At 66.6% G+C, this 15,312-nt stretch carries 13 protein-coding genes; 9 read left to right on the top strand and 4 right to left on the bottom strand.

Going from position 1 to position 15,312, the window contains the following annotated elements:
* Positions 1–20 precede the first annotated feature (20 nt).
* Both btuC and PHA81_RS00870 read left to right on the top strand, forming a co-directional pair.
* A complete protein-coding gene (gene btuC / locus PHA81_RS00865; protein WP_005043423.1) occupies positions 21–1,130 on the top strand; it encodes a vitamin B12 ABC transporter permease BtuC in 1,110 nt (369 codons plus the stop codon).
* Positions 1,127–2,368 (top strand): heme ABC transporter ATP-binding protein, encoded by a 1,242-nt coding sequence (locus PHA81_RS00870; RefSeq protein ID WP_273834700.1) that lies wholly within the window; start codon positions 1,127–1,129, stop codon positions 2,366–2,368. The genes btuC and PHA81_RS00870 overlap by 4 nt, the downstream gene beginning before the upstream one ends.
* 2 nt (positions 2,369–2,370) lie before the next feature.
* Here the strand turns inward: PHA81_RS00870 and PHA81_RS00875 are convergent, their stop codons facing one another.
* The gene (locus PHA81_RS00875; protein WP_005043425.1) at positions 2,371–2,631 is read right to left on the bottom strand and encodes a hypothetical protein; all 261 of its coding nucleotides are present in this window, start codon (positions 2,629–2,631) and stop codon (positions 2,371–2,373) included.
* Between the two features lie 2 nt (positions 2,632–2,633).
* The gene (locus PHA81_RS00880; protein WP_005043426.1) at positions 2,634–3,176 is read right to left on the bottom strand and encodes a PH domain-containing protein; all 543 of its coding nucleotides are present in this window, start codon (positions 3,174–3,176) and stop codon (positions 2,634–2,636) included.
* 237 nt (positions 3,177–3,413) lie between these two features.
* Here PHA81_RS00880 and PHA81_RS00885 point away from each other — a divergent pair, with 237 nt between their 5' ends.
* The 3 genes from PHA81_RS00885 to PHA81_RS00895 all read left to right on the top strand — a co-directional run bounded on the left by PHA81_RS00885 (position 3,414) and on the right by PHA81_RS00895 (position 5,874).
* A complete protein-coding gene (locus PHA81_RS00885) occupies positions 3,414–4,166 on the top strand; it encodes a polyprenol monophosphomannose synthase (RefSeq protein WP_005043428.1) in 753 nt (250 codons plus the stop codon).
* Between the two features lie 66 nt (positions 4,167–4,232).
* Positions 4,233–5,558, top strand: a complete 1,326-nt coding sequence (locus PHA81_RS00890) for an arylsulfotransferase family protein (protein WP_005043429.1) — start codon at positions 4,233–4,235, stop codon at positions 5,556–5,558.
* Positions 5,559–5,685: 127 nt separating this feature from the next.
* Entirely contained in the window at positions 5,686–5,874 is a 189-nt protein-coding gene (locus tag PHA81_RS00895) for a hypothetical protein (protein WP_005043430.1), read from the top strand.
* 46 nt (positions 5,875–5,920) lie between these two features.
* Here PHA81_RS00895 and PHA81_RS00900 read toward each other — a convergent pair whose 3' ends face one another.
* On the bottom strand, positions 5,921–7,273 hold the full coding sequence (locus PHA81_RS00900; protein ID WP_005043431.1) for a sulfatase-like hydrolase/transferase: 1,353 nt from the start codon (positions 7,271–7,273) through the stop codon (positions 5,921–5,923).
* A gap of 306 nt (positions 7,274–7,579) precedes the next feature.
* Between PHA81_RS00900 and PHA81_RS00905 the strand changes: the two genes are divergently transcribed.
* Genes PHA81_RS00905 through PHA81_RS00920 form a run of 4 tightly spaced genes read left to right on the top strand, consistent with a single transcriptional unit; the run spans position 7,580 to position 13,194 of the window.
* A complete protein-coding gene (locus PHA81_RS00905) occupies positions 7,580–8,623 on the top strand; it encodes a glycosyltransferase family 4 protein (protein ID WP_005043432.1) in 1,044 nt (347 codons plus the stop codon).
* Positions 8,620–9,114, top strand: coding sequence for a GtrA family protein (locus PHA81_RS00910; protein WP_005043433.1), 495 nt, complete (start codon positions 8,620–8,622; stop codon positions 9,112–9,114). The genes PHA81_RS00905 and PHA81_RS00910 overlap by 4 nt, the downstream gene beginning before the upstream one ends.
* A complete protein-coding gene (locus PHA81_RS00915; protein WP_273834708.1) occupies positions 9,107–11,179 on the top strand; it encodes a DUF2079 domain-containing protein in 2,073 nt (690 codons plus the stop codon). The genes PHA81_RS00910 and PHA81_RS00915 overlap by 8 nt, the downstream gene beginning before the upstream one ends.
* The gene (locus PHA81_RS00920) at positions 11,176–13,194 is read left to right on the top strand and encodes a DUF2079 domain-containing protein (protein WP_005043435.1); all 2,019 of its coding nucleotides are present in this window, start codon (positions 11,176–11,178) and stop codon (positions 13,192–13,194) included. Before PHA81_RS00915 ends, PHA81_RS00920 begins: the two co-directional genes overlap by 4 nt.
* Before the next feature lie 35 nt (positions 13,195–13,229).
* Here the strand turns inward: PHA81_RS00920 and PHA81_RS00925 are convergent, their stop codons facing one another.
* Positions 13,230–15,302, bottom strand: coding sequence for a PQQ-dependent sugar dehydrogenase (locus PHA81_RS00925; protein WP_005043436.1), 2,073 nt, complete (start codon positions 15,300–15,302; stop codon positions 13,230–13,232).
* Positions 15,303–15,312 lie beyond the last annotated feature (10 nt).

Raw genomic sequence — 15,312 nt, forward strand, 5'->3', positions numbered from 1 at the left:
AAGCAACCCGGGTTGCAGTCATGGGTACGGGGACGCGAACCGGAGCCGAAACTGCCACAGCCACGGAGGCCGACGCCGACACGGACGCTGGCCCCGACACGGACGCGGCGGGATCGGGCGTGGTTCGACGCGCGGTCGCGTGGTCCGCCGGCCTCGCGATCGCGTTGATCGCGGTGGTGCTCGCCGGCGCGACGGTCGGGCCGGTCGGGATCGAGTACGGCGTGGTCGCGAAGGCCGTACTCGACGCGCTCCCGTGGTTCTCGGTTCGCGTCCCCGAAACCGCAGCGACGATCGTGCTCGGCATTCGGCTGCCCCGGATCGCGCTCGCGGCGGTCGTGGGGTGTGCGCTCGGCGGTGCGGGCACCGTGATGCAGGGCTTCTTCAGAAATCCGATGGCCGATCCCTCGATCATCGGGGTCTCGACCGGCGCGGCGGTCGGCGCGGTCGCGTCGATCGTCTTCCCGCTCGCGATCCCGTTCGGCCTCGGCCTCCAGGGTGCGGCGTTCGCCGGCGCGCTGATCGCGGCCTTTGCGGTCTACGCCATCGCCACCGAGGGCGGCCGGACGCCGGTGGCAACCCTCCTGCTCGCGGGCGTCGCGATCCAGACGTTTCTGGGAGCGGTGATCTCCTATATGCTGATCCAGTCGGGCGAGAGCCTCCGGCAGGTGACTTACTGGCTGATGGGTCACCTCCACAACGCGGGCTGGGACGAGGTCGCGATCACCCTCCCGGTCGTCGTCCTCGCTCTCGCCGTCCTACTCGCGTACAGTCGCGATCTCAACGTCCTCCTGCTCGGCGAGAACGATGCCCACGCGCTCGGAATCGAGGTCGAACGCACCAAGCGCGTGCTGCTTGCGGTGTCGAGCGTGCTGACGGCGGCCGCGGTCGCGGTCACGGGCGTGATCGGGTTCGTGGGACTGATCGTCCCGCACGTGATGCGGCTGCTCGTCGGCCCCGATCACCGAATCTTGCTGCCGACCAGCACGCTCGCCGGCGGGGGATTCCTCGTCGCCGCCGACACCCTCGCTCGGTCGGGGTCTGCCGAACTCCCTGTCGGAATCGTGACCGCAGCGGTCGGCGCGCCCTTCTTCCTCTACTTGCTCCGCCGCCAGGAGGTCCACGCGCTGTGATCGACATCGAGGATCTCTCGATCGCGTTCGGGGACATCGAGGCAGTAAGCGACGCCAGTCTCGCCGTCGACCGTGGCGAGATCGTCGGGCTGGTCGGCCCGAACGGCGCGGGCAAGACCACTCTACTGAGCGCGATCAACGGGCTGATCGACCCCACCGAAGGAAGTGTTCACATCGCCGGCGACGACGTCGGCGACCTCTCGGCGCGCGCGATCGCCCGCCGGGTCGCGACCGTGCCTCAGGAGACGAGCCTCTCCTTTGCGTTCCCGGTCCGCGAGGTGGTGGCGATGGGCCGGACGCCCTACCGCTCGCGGTTCGAGCGCGCTTCGGCGACCGACCGCGAGCACACCCGGCGCGCGATGGAGCGAACAGGGGTGAAGCGCTTCGCTGACCGCACCATCGACGAAGTCAGCGGCGGCGAGCGCCAGCGCGTGGTGCTCGCCCGAGCGCTCTGTCAGGATCCACAGGTATTGGTTCTCGACGAGCCGACCGCGAGCCTCGACATCAACCACCAGGTCCGCACGCTGTCGCTCGTCCGGGAGTTCGTCGCCGACGGCCGGGCGGCGCTGTGTGCGATCCACGATCTCTCGCTCGCCGCACGCTTCTGTGATCGGCTCGCCCTGATCGCTGAGGGGCGGATCGTCGCCACCGGCCCGCCCGAGGCGGTGCTGACCGAGACACACGTCGAGCGTGCGTTCGACGCCGACGCTGCCGTGACCCGCCACCCCGTCACGGGAGCGGTCGACGTGACCGCGACGACGGATCGAGCGGAGCGCGACAGCCGGGTTCACGTTCTCGGTGGCGGACGGACGGCCGCACGAGCCATCGTCACGCTCGCCGAGGCCGGGTTTGCGATCTCGGCGGGCGTTCTCCCGAGCGGCGACGTTGCGACCGAGGCCGCCACCGCCCACGGAGCCGAGACCCTCACCGCGGAGCCGTTCGCACCGATCGACGAGCGCACCCGTGAACGGGCTGCGGGGGCGGTTCAGGAGGCCGATGTCGTGGTGTTGGCTGGCCCCACGGACGAAACGAACCGTGCGCTCGCCGCCGAGGCCGGCCGGCTGGTCGTCGTCGAGAACGACACATCGGACACCGAAACGCGGGCGACCACGGGCGCGCTGGACGGTCGGCTCCGGCCCGCATGTGTCGTCGACATTGAGGAGCTCCCTGCCGGTGTCGAGACGTCACTCCAGACCACGACCGATCCAGAACGGCCCGAGGCGGCGGCCGACGACTGAGGTCACTCGTCGATGTACCGCTCGTAGAGCAGGTCAGCGACCCGTATGGCGATCGCGAGTGGCGGGACGATCGAGAACGCCGCCAGCAACGCCAGTGTGAGCTCCCGGCTCGAAGGGACCCCAGTCGCAGTGAGAAGATCGACGTACGCGAACAGCGTCTCGTGGAACAACGCAACGAAGGGGACGAACACCACGACGACGGTGACGAGCCTGATCGCGGTCCGTGGATCGACGCCGTAGATCGATCGGGGCGGTCGTGACACGGCTACGTCGTCGGCTGGCCGGCCTCCGCCACCTCGCGGTCGGTCCCGCTGGCGGCCGACTCGCTGAGCTGTGTGGTCACCAGTCCGTTCACGTGCTCCGGATCGGGCACGTTGCTGAGCGCGAGGTTCACGCCGCCCGAGCCGGCAGTGTACACCGCGATATCGCCGTACGAGAGCGTGCGTTCGACCACCGACTGATCGAAGGCAGTGTTCTGGACTCGCCCGATCGGGATCCGTGTGACCGAACGCGAGAGCACGCCCGTCTTCTCGTAGATCGCCTTCGTCGTGAACACGTACCGGGTGCTCCACCGCGTGAGATACGCCCACGCGACGATCGCGAGCCCGATCGGGACGAGGACGAGTGCGACCCACTCGGGCACTCTCGGAACCTCGATCTCGCGCGAGAGCCACACACCGACCATGCTCAGCCCGAACCCGATCGCCATCGGGAGCGTCGCCGGGGCGAGGCTCGGCGTCCCGGCCCAGAGCACCTCCTCCCCGGCGGTGAGGGGGAGCCAGTCGGTCGATTCGACGCCCGAGGTCATCCCTCGAAACCATGGCGAGCACGGACTTACGCGTTTTCGTCCGTCGTGCGGGGTGGGGACATCGGTCGGCGTCGTTTCCGATCCGAGGACGAGCGGTTTTTATCCCTCGGCGCGGGAGGGTCGCTACGATCGAATGCAACGCATAGCGCCCGGTGGTGTGTCGACGACGCGAACCCCGAGCAGGAGCCCGGACGAGGGAGCCACAGCCGCCGGCTGGATGGGGGTGGCCGAGGAACCGTGACGGGGTCGGACGCGCGGTCGGTTTCGATCATCATCCCGACCTACAACGAGCGCGAGAACATCGAGCGCGTCGTCGATCGATGCCGGGCAGCGCTCGAAGACTACCGCTTCGAGATCGTGGTCGTCGACGACGACTCGCCCGACAAGACGTGGCAGCTCGTCGCCGACGCGTACGAGGGGGCGGAGACGGTGCGAATCGTCCGCCGGACCGAGGAGTCCGGTTTGGCGACCGCGGTTTCGCGCGGATTCGACGAGGCGACCGCCGAGCTGTGTGCGGTCATCGACGCCGACCTCCAGCATCCGCCCGAGAAGCTCCCCGCGTTCATCGAGGCGTTCGACACCGGCGCGGACATCGTGATCGGGAGTCGCCACGTCGCCGGCGGCGGTGTCGAGAACTGGTCGCTGCTCCGTCGGATCGTCAGCCGCGGCGCGATGGCGATCGCCAAGCTCGCACTGCCGCCGACGCGCGGCATCTCGGACCCGATGAGCGGGTTTTTCGCCATCCGCCGCGAGATCATCGACGGCGTCGCGCTCGCGCCCACCGGCTACAAGATCCTGCTCGAAGTCCTGATGAAATGTGAGTACGACCGGATCGCGGAGGTGCCGTACGTGTTCACCGAGCGCGAACGCGGCGAGTCGAAGCTGACTGCCGACGAGTATCTCGGCTTCCTCACGCATATCTACGACCTCCGACGTAACGGCTACGGCGGACGCGAGCAGGATATCCCGGTTTCAGTTGAGGGTCCGTAGTCGCTCGAACACTCGATCGACGAACCAATAGCACTAAATCGGATCCCGACCTTCGATTCGTGTATCATGCGTTCGCTCTCCCGCCAGCGACTCGGGGCGGTACTGATCCTTCTTGCCGTCGTGGGCGTCGTCGGATCGTTCGCGGTGAGTGCGGCGACCACACCCGGTGCCGGGGCGGGATCGGCGAACGACTCGACGGATCGTGGCCGGACGCTCGTCGGGATGCAGGCCGAGGGACGAGTCGCGATGCTCGATGCGAACGGCGACCCGCTCTGGCGGATCGGGAGCGACAACGTCGATTACTTCGACGTCACGATGCTCGACAACGGTAGCGTTCTCGCGGGGTTCGTTGCCGAGGGCCAGCAGTCCTGTGGCCCGTACGAGTCGCCGTGTTCCCGGACGGGCTTTCGGCTGATCGAACCCGGTCCGGAGCCCACCGTCGCGAACGAGTGGTCGTTCCCGGTACGGACGAAACTCAACAGTGAGGTTCACGACGTCGAGAAGCTGCCCTCGGGCGAGTACCTCCTGACCGACATGGAGTACGAGCGCATCTTCACTGTCGCCGAAAACGGATCGATCACCTGGCAGTGGAACGCCAGCCAGCACTACGACGCGCCGCCTGACGTGACGACCACCGACTGGCTTCACATCAACGACGTCGACCGGATCGGCGACGGCCGGTACATGGTGTCGGTCCGGAACGCGAATCAGCTACTGGTCGTCGAGCGCGGTGAGGGCGTGGTCGACGTGATCAACGAGGACCGCGAGCAGGGCAACGACGCGAACTGCAAACGGAACAACGGGCTCGCGGACTACAGCAACGACAGCGGTGGCGACGTGCTGTGTGGCGATCCCGAGGTCATGGACCACCAGCACAACCCGCAGTCGCTCGACGACGGCGCGGTTCTCGTCGCCGACAGCGAGAACGACCGCGTGATCGAACTTCACGAGAACGAGGGCGAGTGGGACGTTTCGTGGGGGGTCGACACCTCGAACGGCGTGCGGTACGACTGGCCGCGCGACGCCGACCGCCTGCCGAACGGCAACACGCTGATCACCGACTCGCGGAACAACCGTGTCGTCGAGGTCACGCCGAACGGCACCACGGTGTGGAGCGCCGACACCGGGATCTGGCCCTACGAGGCCGAGCGACTCCCCTACGGCGAACTCCTTGACGACAACCGAACCTCGCGGCTCAACGGGAGCGGCGACACCCCCGGTCGATCGACCGGGTCGGCGCTTCCGCTCGTCGATCAGGCCTACGCCGGACTCTCGTTCGTGGTTTCGCTCCCCACGTGGTTCCAGCCGTGGCACATCGGTGTGATCGCGGGTGCGGTCGTCCTCACGCTCGTCGGGGGCGTGTTGATCGTGAGTGGTCGGTGGAACCGATAGCTCCTGTCCGCCAAGCAGCGTCAGGGATGCCGTAGTCAGTCACCGAACGGGGTGCTATCGGCGGGGTAATATACGCCGAGCACACGCAGGCCGCGAGGACTTTCTCGACCTGCTCGATAACGGGTGTATGGGGAGTGGAACGTACCCGACGAACGAGAGTGGGACGCCGGTGTGCGCCCGTCCTGGGGAGGACGAACAACCGTGTTTGCAGGAGGTCTCGGTTCCGGGAGCGCCCTGCGAGGAGCACCGCGGCCGGAGCCCGATGTTCGACGAACGGGTGATCTGGCGGCCACGCGATCCGCAGTGGACGCTCTGAGAACGCCAGCGACTCGACCGCACGAGCGGAAAACTCCGGACGGTGCTTATTCGAGGTAGCCGAGGTCTTGAAGTCGTTTCTGGACGTCTTCGTCCCGTTCGACCCCGTCGGTATCGGCGATCTCTATCGCGGCGAGGCGGTCCTCGAGTGCGGCGCGGAGCGCGTCCCAGCCTTCGCCGGTCGGGTCCGCGAGCGGATCACGCTCGTTGGGGTCGTCGCGGCGGTCGAACCCCTCGATCCCGTCGTTCGTGTAGATCAGTTTGCGCTCCGGCGTCCGGACCGCGACCTGGAGCGCGTCGGGTGCGAGCCGGCCGGGCTCGGTCGGCGTCGAGGCGACCTCGCTGATCGCGAGTTCGTCGTCGAGGTCGTCGCCCTCGATCGCCGGTCTGAGTGATCGGCCGCGGTAGCTCGTCGGCGCGTCGACGCCGGCGTAATCGAGGATCGTCGGTGCGATGTCGATGTGGCGCGCCTGCGTGTCGACGGTCTCGGTGTTCGTCTCCACGTCAGCGGGTGGTCGGATCAGGAACGGGACGTGAACAAGCTCGTCGTGGAGGTTCGGTTCGTGGCCGACCTGGCCGTGCTCGAACAGCGCCTCGCCGTGGTCGGCGGTCACGATCACGAGCGTGTCGTCGTCCACACTTCGGAGAAGTTTGCCCGCCTTCTCGTCGGCGTGGCGGACCGACGCGGCGTACAGCCCCCGGACGACCTCGCGCTCGCGTTCGGTGAACGATTCGGGCTCGTGCTGGGCGCGCGTCACGAGCTGTGCAGGGCTGTCCTCGATCTCGGGCACGCCGACCGCCTCGCGGTGGCGCTTCGGCGGCGTGTAGGGGGCGTGGGGTTCGAGGAGGTGGGTCCAGACGAACGTGTCGTCGTCGGCGTCTTCGAGCGCCTCGCGGGCGACCTCGATCTCGGCGGCGTCGCCCGTCACTGCCCGAAGTGGTTTCTGGGCGTAGCGGTAGAGCTGCTGTGCGGCCCGATAGACGGGATGATCGAGCGAGAAGTTGTTGAGCAGGAACTGCCGGCCGCGTTCGAGTCCCGGGAGGCCAAACTCGCCGACGTCGCGGTAGTCGGTGTACCCTCGGGCGTAGCCGTACTTCTCGCCGAGCCACGGGTTGGCGTGGACGCCGACCGACCGCCAGCCCGCCTGGTCGAGTGCCTCGCTCACGAGGGTCCGGTCCTCACTCAGACGCTCGTACCCGCCGTGATCGAGCGGGAGCGTCGAGGTGAACACGGAGGGGAAGGCGTACGGCGTCGCGGGGCCGTGACTCACGCCTTCGGTGAACACGCTCCCCTCGTCGGCGAGCCGTGCGAGGTTCGGCGTGTGATCGCCCGCCGGATCGGGCATGAACGAAGCGTGCGAGGCGCGCCACGCGTCGATGGTGAGCAGCAGCGTCTTCATTGTCGGACCGAACCGCTCGGGCGGGGATTTATCTTACTATACATCGGAGCGCCGTCGCCACCGGACGCGAAACCGCGACCGAAGCGACTGACGGAAGTAGCGGCCGTTCGGGCGTCGACTGGCCGTTCGGACGGAGTTCGTCCCGGATGGCGGCCCGAGCGAGCAACGATAGGTATGTTTAATTGGCTTCGGCCAATCGGTTCGGTCAATGACTGTTCCTCCACGCGACACCGGCTTCTCCGTTCGCTCTTCGTCACCGACACCGCCTGAATCGACCGCAAACGACGATCGCGCCACTTCATAGTCATGACCGGGACGCGCATCGCTCTGTGCCCCCATCTCTCGGTCGAGCACTACCGCGGCGGCGAGAAATGGGTCACCGCGCTCGCGAACCGACTCGCAGCCGACGGGGTCGACGTTGCGATCCGCGCGCTGCCGTACGCCCCCGGCGGCGAGCGCCGCGTCGACGTTCGTGACGTCCTCCACCCGGAGGTCCCCTACCGCGAGGCGTGGCACCACGATCTCTCCGGGTTCGACACCGCGTACGTCTTCTACAACCCGCTCTCGGAGGTGTTCTTCTCCGGCGGCGGGACCCGCATCGCTGGCGTCCACTCGTGGGCGTTCGTCTCACGAAAACTGTTCGAGTCGCACTACGGGGTCGTTCCTACCGCGACAAAGCTCCTCTACCGCGCGATCGGCGAGCGCGATCTCGGTCGGTTCGACGCGGTCCACACGGTGACGCCGGCCTACGATTCGCCCCATCCGAACACGATCCACATCCCGAACTTCGTCGATGTCGAACGGTTCCGCCCCGACAGACAGGACTGCGCCGAGGAGTTCACCGTCCTGACGACCGCCGCCCACATCCAGGAGAAAGGATGGGACACGATCCAGAAAGTGGCCGAACGCCTCGCACCCGATATCCAAGTCCTGACGACCGGCGACGGTGCTGGAGCAGTAGAAGGGCTCGGCTTCCTTGACGAGGACGAGCTCGCCGACGCCTACGCCCGCGCCCACGTCGTCCTCCATCCGGCGCGAGTCGACACCGACAGCATGGTGATCAACGAGGCCTGCGCGTCGGGCACCCCCGTGGTGACGACACCGCTCGCGACCCACGTCCGTGAGAACGACGCCATCCTCCAGGCCGAGACGCCCCGCGGGATGGCTCACGCGATCGAACTCCTCCACGCTGGGTGGCGGCACGACGACGGCTACGACGAGCGCTGTCAACGCGCGCGTGAGGAGGGGGAGGCACACGGTTTCGACGAGATCTATCCGCGGCTCAAGGACCTGCTCACGTCGCCGCCGACCGCCCAGGCCGGCACGAGCCGGACGGAGGTCCACGTATGAGCGTTCTCGATTCCGTTCGCGAGCGGTCGCTGTTCGATCCACAGAACAAGCGACTGGTGAAGTATCTCCTCGTCGGGGTCGTCGGTATCGCCATCAATCAGGCCGTGTTCGAACTCACGATCGGGAGTGTTCCGTACGTCATTGCCGGACTCTTCGGTAGCGCTGTGAGCATCTTCGCCAACTATATCATGAACGATAGCTGGACGTGGCGTGAGAACGGCGCAGCTGGATTCGGCCAGTGGCTCTGGCGCGGGGTGAAGTACGGCGCAACGCGCGTTGTCGGGGTCGGTATCGGCCTCGTTTCGCTGTTCGTTTTCGTCGATCTCCTCGCCATCGACCCGTCACTCTCGAACATTCTCCGGATCGGCGTCGGTGTAGTGTGGGGGTTCGGTGCGAGCGAGAAATGGGTCTGGGCCTCGGAGGACTCCTCGCTGTCGTTCGAGAAAGTCAAGCGGATGCTCTCACCATCGGGCGAGGGCAAGCGTGAGTAGGCTCAGCGACGCCGTCGGTACGGCCGAGTCGTCCGACTCCGCGACCGACAGAGTGCTCGACGTACTTCCCGATCGCGGCGATCCGACGTGGTACGTGGTGGGCCTCGCGTTCGTGCTGTTCGTCGGCTTTTCGATCTACACTTCGATCGTTCACGCGCGCTTCGGCTCGACCGGGGCCGATCTCGGTGCGTACACCCACATGTTCGCGAGCACGCTCGACGGCGAGGGCTGGCTTCTTCATGGTAAGTACCGCGTGAGCCAGCCGACCGGCTCGTACTGGGGAGCACACTTCTCGCTCGCCCTCCTCCTGTTCATGCCGCTGTTCGCGCTCGTCCCCTCCGTCTACACGCTGCTGGTCGCCAAATCGTTCGTGCTCGCGTCGAGCGTCGTCCTCTGCTGGCTGCTCGCGCGTGAGGTTCTCGACTCCGATCGACTCGCGGGCGTCGTGACGCTCTCGTACGCGTTCAACCCGTTTCTCTGGTCGGCGTGGTCGTTCGATTTCCAAGAACAGATACTGATCCCACCGTTGCTGTTCGCTGCCTACTACGCCTACCGGAAGGAACACCATCTCGTCTTCCTCGGTCTCCTCGCCGCCGTGCTGTTCACCAACGAGTTCGTGATCTTCGTCACGGTGGGGTTCGTCGGCGGCCTGGTCGTCGCGGCGGCCCGGGCGGGGCGGCTGCGCGAGCGCGCACCCGCACTCGTGGGAGGGTTCGTGCTCGTGGGAATCGCACGCTTCGTCTCGACGAGGGTCATGAGCTACTACAGCGAGTTCGGTGGACTGCCATCGTACGTTGTGGCGGAACCCCTCCAGCCGTTCATCGAGTCCGCACGGGTCTCGCTGGTCGATCTCCTCGGTGTCGTCCTCGCGAACCCGGTTCTACTGATCGACTCGACGACGTTCGCGGTCGAACAGAAGGCGGTCTTTTTCGCTGCGTTCATGCTGCCGGTCGCGTTTCTCGCACTGTTCGACGAGCGGTCGCTGTTCGCGCTCCTCCCGTTTCTGGGCTTCGCGTGGGTGTTCACGGGTGAGGCGAAGGCGGTCTACTACCAGTTCGGCGCGCACTACCCGCTGTATCTCCTGCCGTTCGTCTACGTCGGCGCGATGTGCGCACTCGATCGGCTGTCGGCTCGGTTCGGATCGATCGAAACCCCGTCGCGAGCAGTGTTCTCCGGGCTCGTCGCGTTCGTGCTCGTCGCGAGCCTCGTGGCCGGCGTGGCCTCGGGTGGCGGTCATCTCGCCCGCCCGCCCGACGCACAGCCGGACCACAGCGAAACCCTCGACGCGGCGATCGATTCGATCCCACCGAACGCCTCGCTGATCGCCCAAAACGACATCTACCCGCACGTCGCCACCCGCGAGAACGCGGGGTTCATCGTGAGTCAGGGCACTTTCAGCGCGTACGAGCGCGAGTACGGCCCTGTCACGCCCGAGTATATCCTGATCGACAGCCAGCTCAACCAGAACGCACCGTGGGCACGCACCGTCCAGCGGACCTACGCCGATCGTCTCGGCTCGGAGTACGGACTCTACCGCTACGAGGACGGCATCCAGGTCTTCAGACAGGGCTACGACGGGCCGGTGCGCGGCATCACGAGCAAAGAGCCCGGCGCACGTCGCTACGCCCCCGCGGACTTCGCCACGGGCACCGGGACGGAGCGCAACGGCCAGATCGTCAGCACCAACGGCTCATCGGGTGATTACATCTGGTTCGGCCCGTACGATATCCTGACACCGGGGACCTACACGGCGACCTTCCGGATCAACGCCACCGACGACGACGCCGACCCGGTACTGCGAGCCGACGTCGCGGCCGGGAGCGATCACGAGATCGTCGCGAGCGAGGACGTGACGCCACAGCCGGGCCAACAGAACGTCACGATGCAGTTCACGATCGACGAGACCGTGACCGACGTCGAGTTCCGCGGTATCCGTCAGGGCGAGGGCCAGATTGCCTTTGACGGTGTCCGGGTGAACTACGGATCGCCGGACGCCGGCGCGAACGCCAGTCGGCTCGCTGCCGACACGACGGCGACCACGATTCCGGCGGAGGGTGACGGATGAGCACTGCCGACCGGCTCGGCGAGACCGCACGTGCGTACCTCCCCGAGCGTGGCGATCCGACGTGGTACGTGCTCGGCCTCGCGCTCGTGCTGTTCGTCGGCTTCTCGGTCTACCTGTCGCTGCTCTACCGGAGCTTCTGGCTGACTGGCGCGGACTTCGGCAGCTACGTCCACATGTTCGAGACCACGCTCGGCGGTAGCGGCTTCCTCGAACAGGGGAAGTACACCGTCCGCGGCCCCGACAGCTCCTACTGGGGTGGGCACTTCACCGCGACGCTGCTCGCCTTCCTCCCGATCTACGCCCTCGTCCCGTCGCCGTACACGCTGCTCGTCATCAAATCCGCGCTACTCGCGGCGAGCATTCCGATGCTCTGGGTGCTCGCACGCGAACACATCGACTCCGACCGGATCGCGGGGCTGTTGACCGCCTCGTACGCGCTCAACCCGTTCCTCTGGTCGGCGTGGCTGTTCGATTTTCAGGAGCAGATCCTGCTGCCACTCCTGCTGTTCGCGGCGTACTACACCTACGCCCAGCGGCGTTACGTCGCCTTCCTCGCCTTTCTCACGCTGTCGCTGTTCACCAACGAGTTCGTGACGCTGCTGGCCGGGGGCTTTCTCGTGGGTCTCGCGGTCGCGTCCTATCGCGGCGGTCGACTCCGGGCGGAAGCGTGGGTGTTCGGTGCGGCGGGCGGCATCCTCGTCGCCGCCCGTGCGATCGCGGGCTGGGCGATCGGCCAGTACAGCGAGACTTCCGGGCTGCCGACCGACGTCATCGCGGCCCCATTACAGGCGTACGTCGAGGGGTCGCGGGTCGGTCTCGGCCGACTGATCGAGATCGTGCTCGCCAACCCGACGCTCATCGTCGACTCGATCGCGGTCGACGTCCTCGACAAGGCGACGTTCCTCGTCCTCCTACTGATCCCCGTGCTCTTCGTCGCGGCGGTCGACGAGGTCTCGCTCGGCGCACTCGTCCCCTTCTTCGGGTTCGCGTGGGTGTTCGCGGGACGGGACGTCTACTACACCTTCGGCGCGCATTATCCACTGTATCTCCTGCCCTTTGTCTACATCGGCGCAGTGCGCGTCCTCGCGTGGCTCGACCTCGACGCCACGATCGAACGAGAGGACGTCCGGGCGTCGGCGCGGACGGTTCTCTCCGGCTTGCTCGTGCTCGTCCTCGTCGCCAACCTCGTGGTCGGCGTGGGGATGGCTGCCCAGAAGGACGCGGTACCGACGACCAACGACCACACCGAGACCCTCCACGAAGGGATCGGGGCGATTCCCGCGAACGCCTCCGTGCTCACCCAAAACGACGTCTTCCCTCACGTCGCCGACCGCGAGAACGCGACGTTCACCGCGAACCGGACGCTGTTCTATCGGTACCAGCGTGCGAACGAGCGACCGGAGCCCGAGTACATCCTGCTCGACACCCGGCTCGAAACCCAGCGGGTCGAGTGGGCACAACCGATCCGCCAGATCTATCTCGACCAGTTCGGCGACACCTACGGCCTCCGGCACTACGAGGACGAAGTCTGGGTGTTCCAACGGGGCTACAACGGCTCACCGTCGGGACTCTCCGGCTCGTACGCCGTCGAGCCACGCACCTACGAGCCGAACGACTTCATTCCGAACGACGCGCTGACCATCGACGGCCAGCTGGTCGGGTCGGGCGGTGCGGAGGGCATCTACTACTGGTACGGACCGGGGACGATGCTCCCGCCCGGTGAGTACACCGCGACGTTCCGGGTCAACGCGACCAGCGAGACCTCACAGCCCGTCGCGAACCTCGAAGTCGCTGCGGGCGTCACGCCCCGCCGGGTCGCCAACGAGACCGTGACGAACACCGACGGAACCGAGAACGTGACGGTCGAGTTCTCGCTCGATCGGATGGAGTCGAACGTCGAGTTCCGCGCGGTCCGGGCCGGCGGCGAGGGACGGCTCGCGCTCGAAAACGTCACCGTCGCGTCGAGAGAAGCAGTCGGCGACACCAACGGCACCACCGCGAACGGATCGGCCTGAACGGGTCCCTTACTCGCGTTTCGAAAACAGTGTTACTACTCGCGCTTCGAAAGCAGCCGAGCAGCGACGCCGCCGAGGGCGGCGAGGGCCGCGACCACGCCGAATCCCGGGCCGTCGACGCGACTGACCCATCCCTCGCTCTCACCGGTGTTGGTGGCTCCCGTCGTCCCGTCGTCCGTCGTTGCGGTGGATCGATCGGTCGTGGTCGTCGCGTCGTTCGTCGGTGTCGGTGACGCCGTTGGCGTCGGAGTGGGTGTGGGCGTCGGGGTCGGCGTGGGCGTTGGTGTCGGCGTTGGCGTCGCGGTCGGTGGTTGGTCGGGCGTTGCGGTGGCAGTCGACGTCGCCGGTTCGGGACTCGGCGGGTTGATCTTGTGGACCGCACCGGTCTCACCACGAACCCCGAGGTTGTCGGTCGTCAGGACGTAGAGCTCGCCGCGTGCATCGGGGTAGACACCGAGCACGTACGAACCGAGCGTCCCGTTCTCGTTTCCTTCGAACGTGACCTCCTCCAGCGACCACTGCCCCTCTCTCGGGGGTGTTGCGGCGAACACCGAACCGTTCGGACTGCCGGAGCCCGCGCTGTAATCGCCGAAGACGAACTTCCCGCGGAGTGCGGGGATCGTCGCGTTCTGGTAGATCGTTCCGCCGGTGACTGCGCTCCCGACCGGGTTGCCCTCGTAGGTGTGGGGGTACTCGATGACCGGGTCGATGAGGGGTTCGCCACCGCGAACGCTCTCGGGGGTCCGGTCCGGACAGTCCTCGACCTCCTCGACGCCCCCGCTGGCGAAGCAGTGTGTGCCCTCCTTCACGTTCCAGCCGTAGTTGCCGCCCTTCACGACGATGTTGACTTCCTCGTATTTGAACTGGCCGACGTCACAGACGAACAGGTTACCATTGTTGAAGCTCATCCGCCAGGGGTTGCGAAAGCCCCACGCGAACTGCTCGTCGAGGCCCTCCTCGCCGACGAGGGGGTTGTCGTCAGGAATGGTGTAGGGGTTACCGTCCTCCTGGCTGTCGACGTCGATCCGGAGGATCGATCCCAGCAGGTTCTCGGTGACGTCCTGGCCGTTGCCGCCACGATTTTTGTACCAGTCGTCGACGTTCCCGGGTATCCGGAGATCGCCGCCGCCGTTGCCCATCCCCATGTAGAGGTAGCCGTCGTCGGGACCGAACAGGACGTCTCCGGCGTTGTGGGTGTAGTACGGCGACGGGATTTCGAGGATGGTGCGTTCGGAGTCGGGATCACCGGCCGAGAAGTCCTCGGTTGCCTGAAACTCAGAGAGCACCTGGGTGTGCGTGTATCCGTCGGGCGTTCCCGACCGTGGTGGCGCGCTGTAGTGGAGGTAGAACTTCCGGTTGTCGCGAAAATCGGGATGGAAGGCGAGCCCGACCAGCCCGCGTTCGTCGATCACCTTGTCGTCGGGGAGGTTGTCGAAGTTCACGAGCTGGTCACCGATATCGATGAACGGCTCGATGCCACCCTCACCGAGCGTGTAGACCTGCCCGACCTGATCCACCACGAACCGGCGATCGTCGTCACCGGATGGGACTTCGAGCGCCGTCGGTGCGGTCATCCCGCCCTCAGCGATGGTTTCGATTCCGACCGTCGCACCCGTCGGCATATATCCATCTGTCTGGTCGTCGGGCGTCTCGGTCGTGGTCTGTGTTGTGGCTGATTCCCCGCTAAAGCGGACGCTCCCGCGCATCGAGCTCGGGTGCCGACTACAGTAATACTCCGCCATCTCTTCGGTTGCGGTGAAGGCGACCGAAAGGGTCGTCCCCTCGTTAGTCGTGATATCGGTCCCCGTGATCCGGTTCCCGTCGGCGTCGAGGATCACGAAGTCGTGTGGTGCCCCGTCGACGTTCGTCCACCTGATCTCGTAGCGTTCTCCCGGCGTGAGAACGAGATCGGGGTTGGTCTGGCCCGCGATCGAGTCGGGACTGCGGCCAACCCACCCCGATATCTTTCCGTCGAACGTGAACGCGGTCGTCGACTGTGCGCTGGCGACGCCACTCGCTCCGAGTGCGGTTATCGCCGTGGCGGCCTTCAGGAACCGCCGCCGGGACGATGCCGGAAGGATGGAGGGCGTAGGCGGTCCTCTCGTCACGGTTGTATCT

The sequence above is a fragment of the Halococcus sp. PRR34 genome (assembly GCF_028617175.1).
Taxonomy (GTDB): Archaea; Halobacteriota; Halobacteria; order Halobacteriales; family Halococcaceae; genus Halococcus; species Halococcus salifodinae.

What these genes read in the sequence shown, in the direction of transcription:
- btuC (WP_005043423.1), top strand. Translation starts at nt 21, where the DNA reads ATGGGTACGGGGACGCGAACCGGAGCCGAAACTGCCACAGCCACGGAG.
- PHA81_RS00920 (WP_005043435.1), top strand. Translation starts at nt 11,176, where the DNA reads ATGAGCACTGCCGACCGGCTCGGCGAGACCGCACGTGCGTACCTCCCC.
- PHA81_RS00900 (WP_005043431.1), bottom strand. Translation starts at nt 7,273, where the DNA reads ATGAAGACGCTGCTGCTCACCATCGACGCGTGGCGCGCCTCGCACGCT.
- PHA81_RS00910 (WP_005043433.1), top strand. Translation starts at nt 8,620, where the DNA reads ATGAGCGTTCTCGATTCCGTTCGCGAGCGGTCGCTGTTCGATCCACAG.
- PHA81_RS00890 (WP_005043429.1), top strand. Translation starts at nt 4,233, where the DNA reads ATGCGTTCGCTCTCCCGCCAGCGACTCGGGGCGGTACTGATCCTTCTT.
- PHA81_RS00895 (WP_005043430.1), top strand. Translation starts at nt 5,686, where the DNA reads ATGGGGAGTGGAACGTACCCGACGAACGAGAGTGGGACGCCGGTGTGC.
- PHA81_RS00905 (WP_005043432.1), top strand. Translation starts at nt 7,580, where the DNA reads ATGACCGGGACGCGCATCGCTCTGTGCCCCCATCTCTCGGTCGAGCAC.
- PHA81_RS00880 (WP_005043426.1), bottom strand. Translation starts at nt 3,176, where the DNA reads ATGACCTCGGGCGTCGAATCGACCGACTGGCTCCCCCTCACCGCCGGG.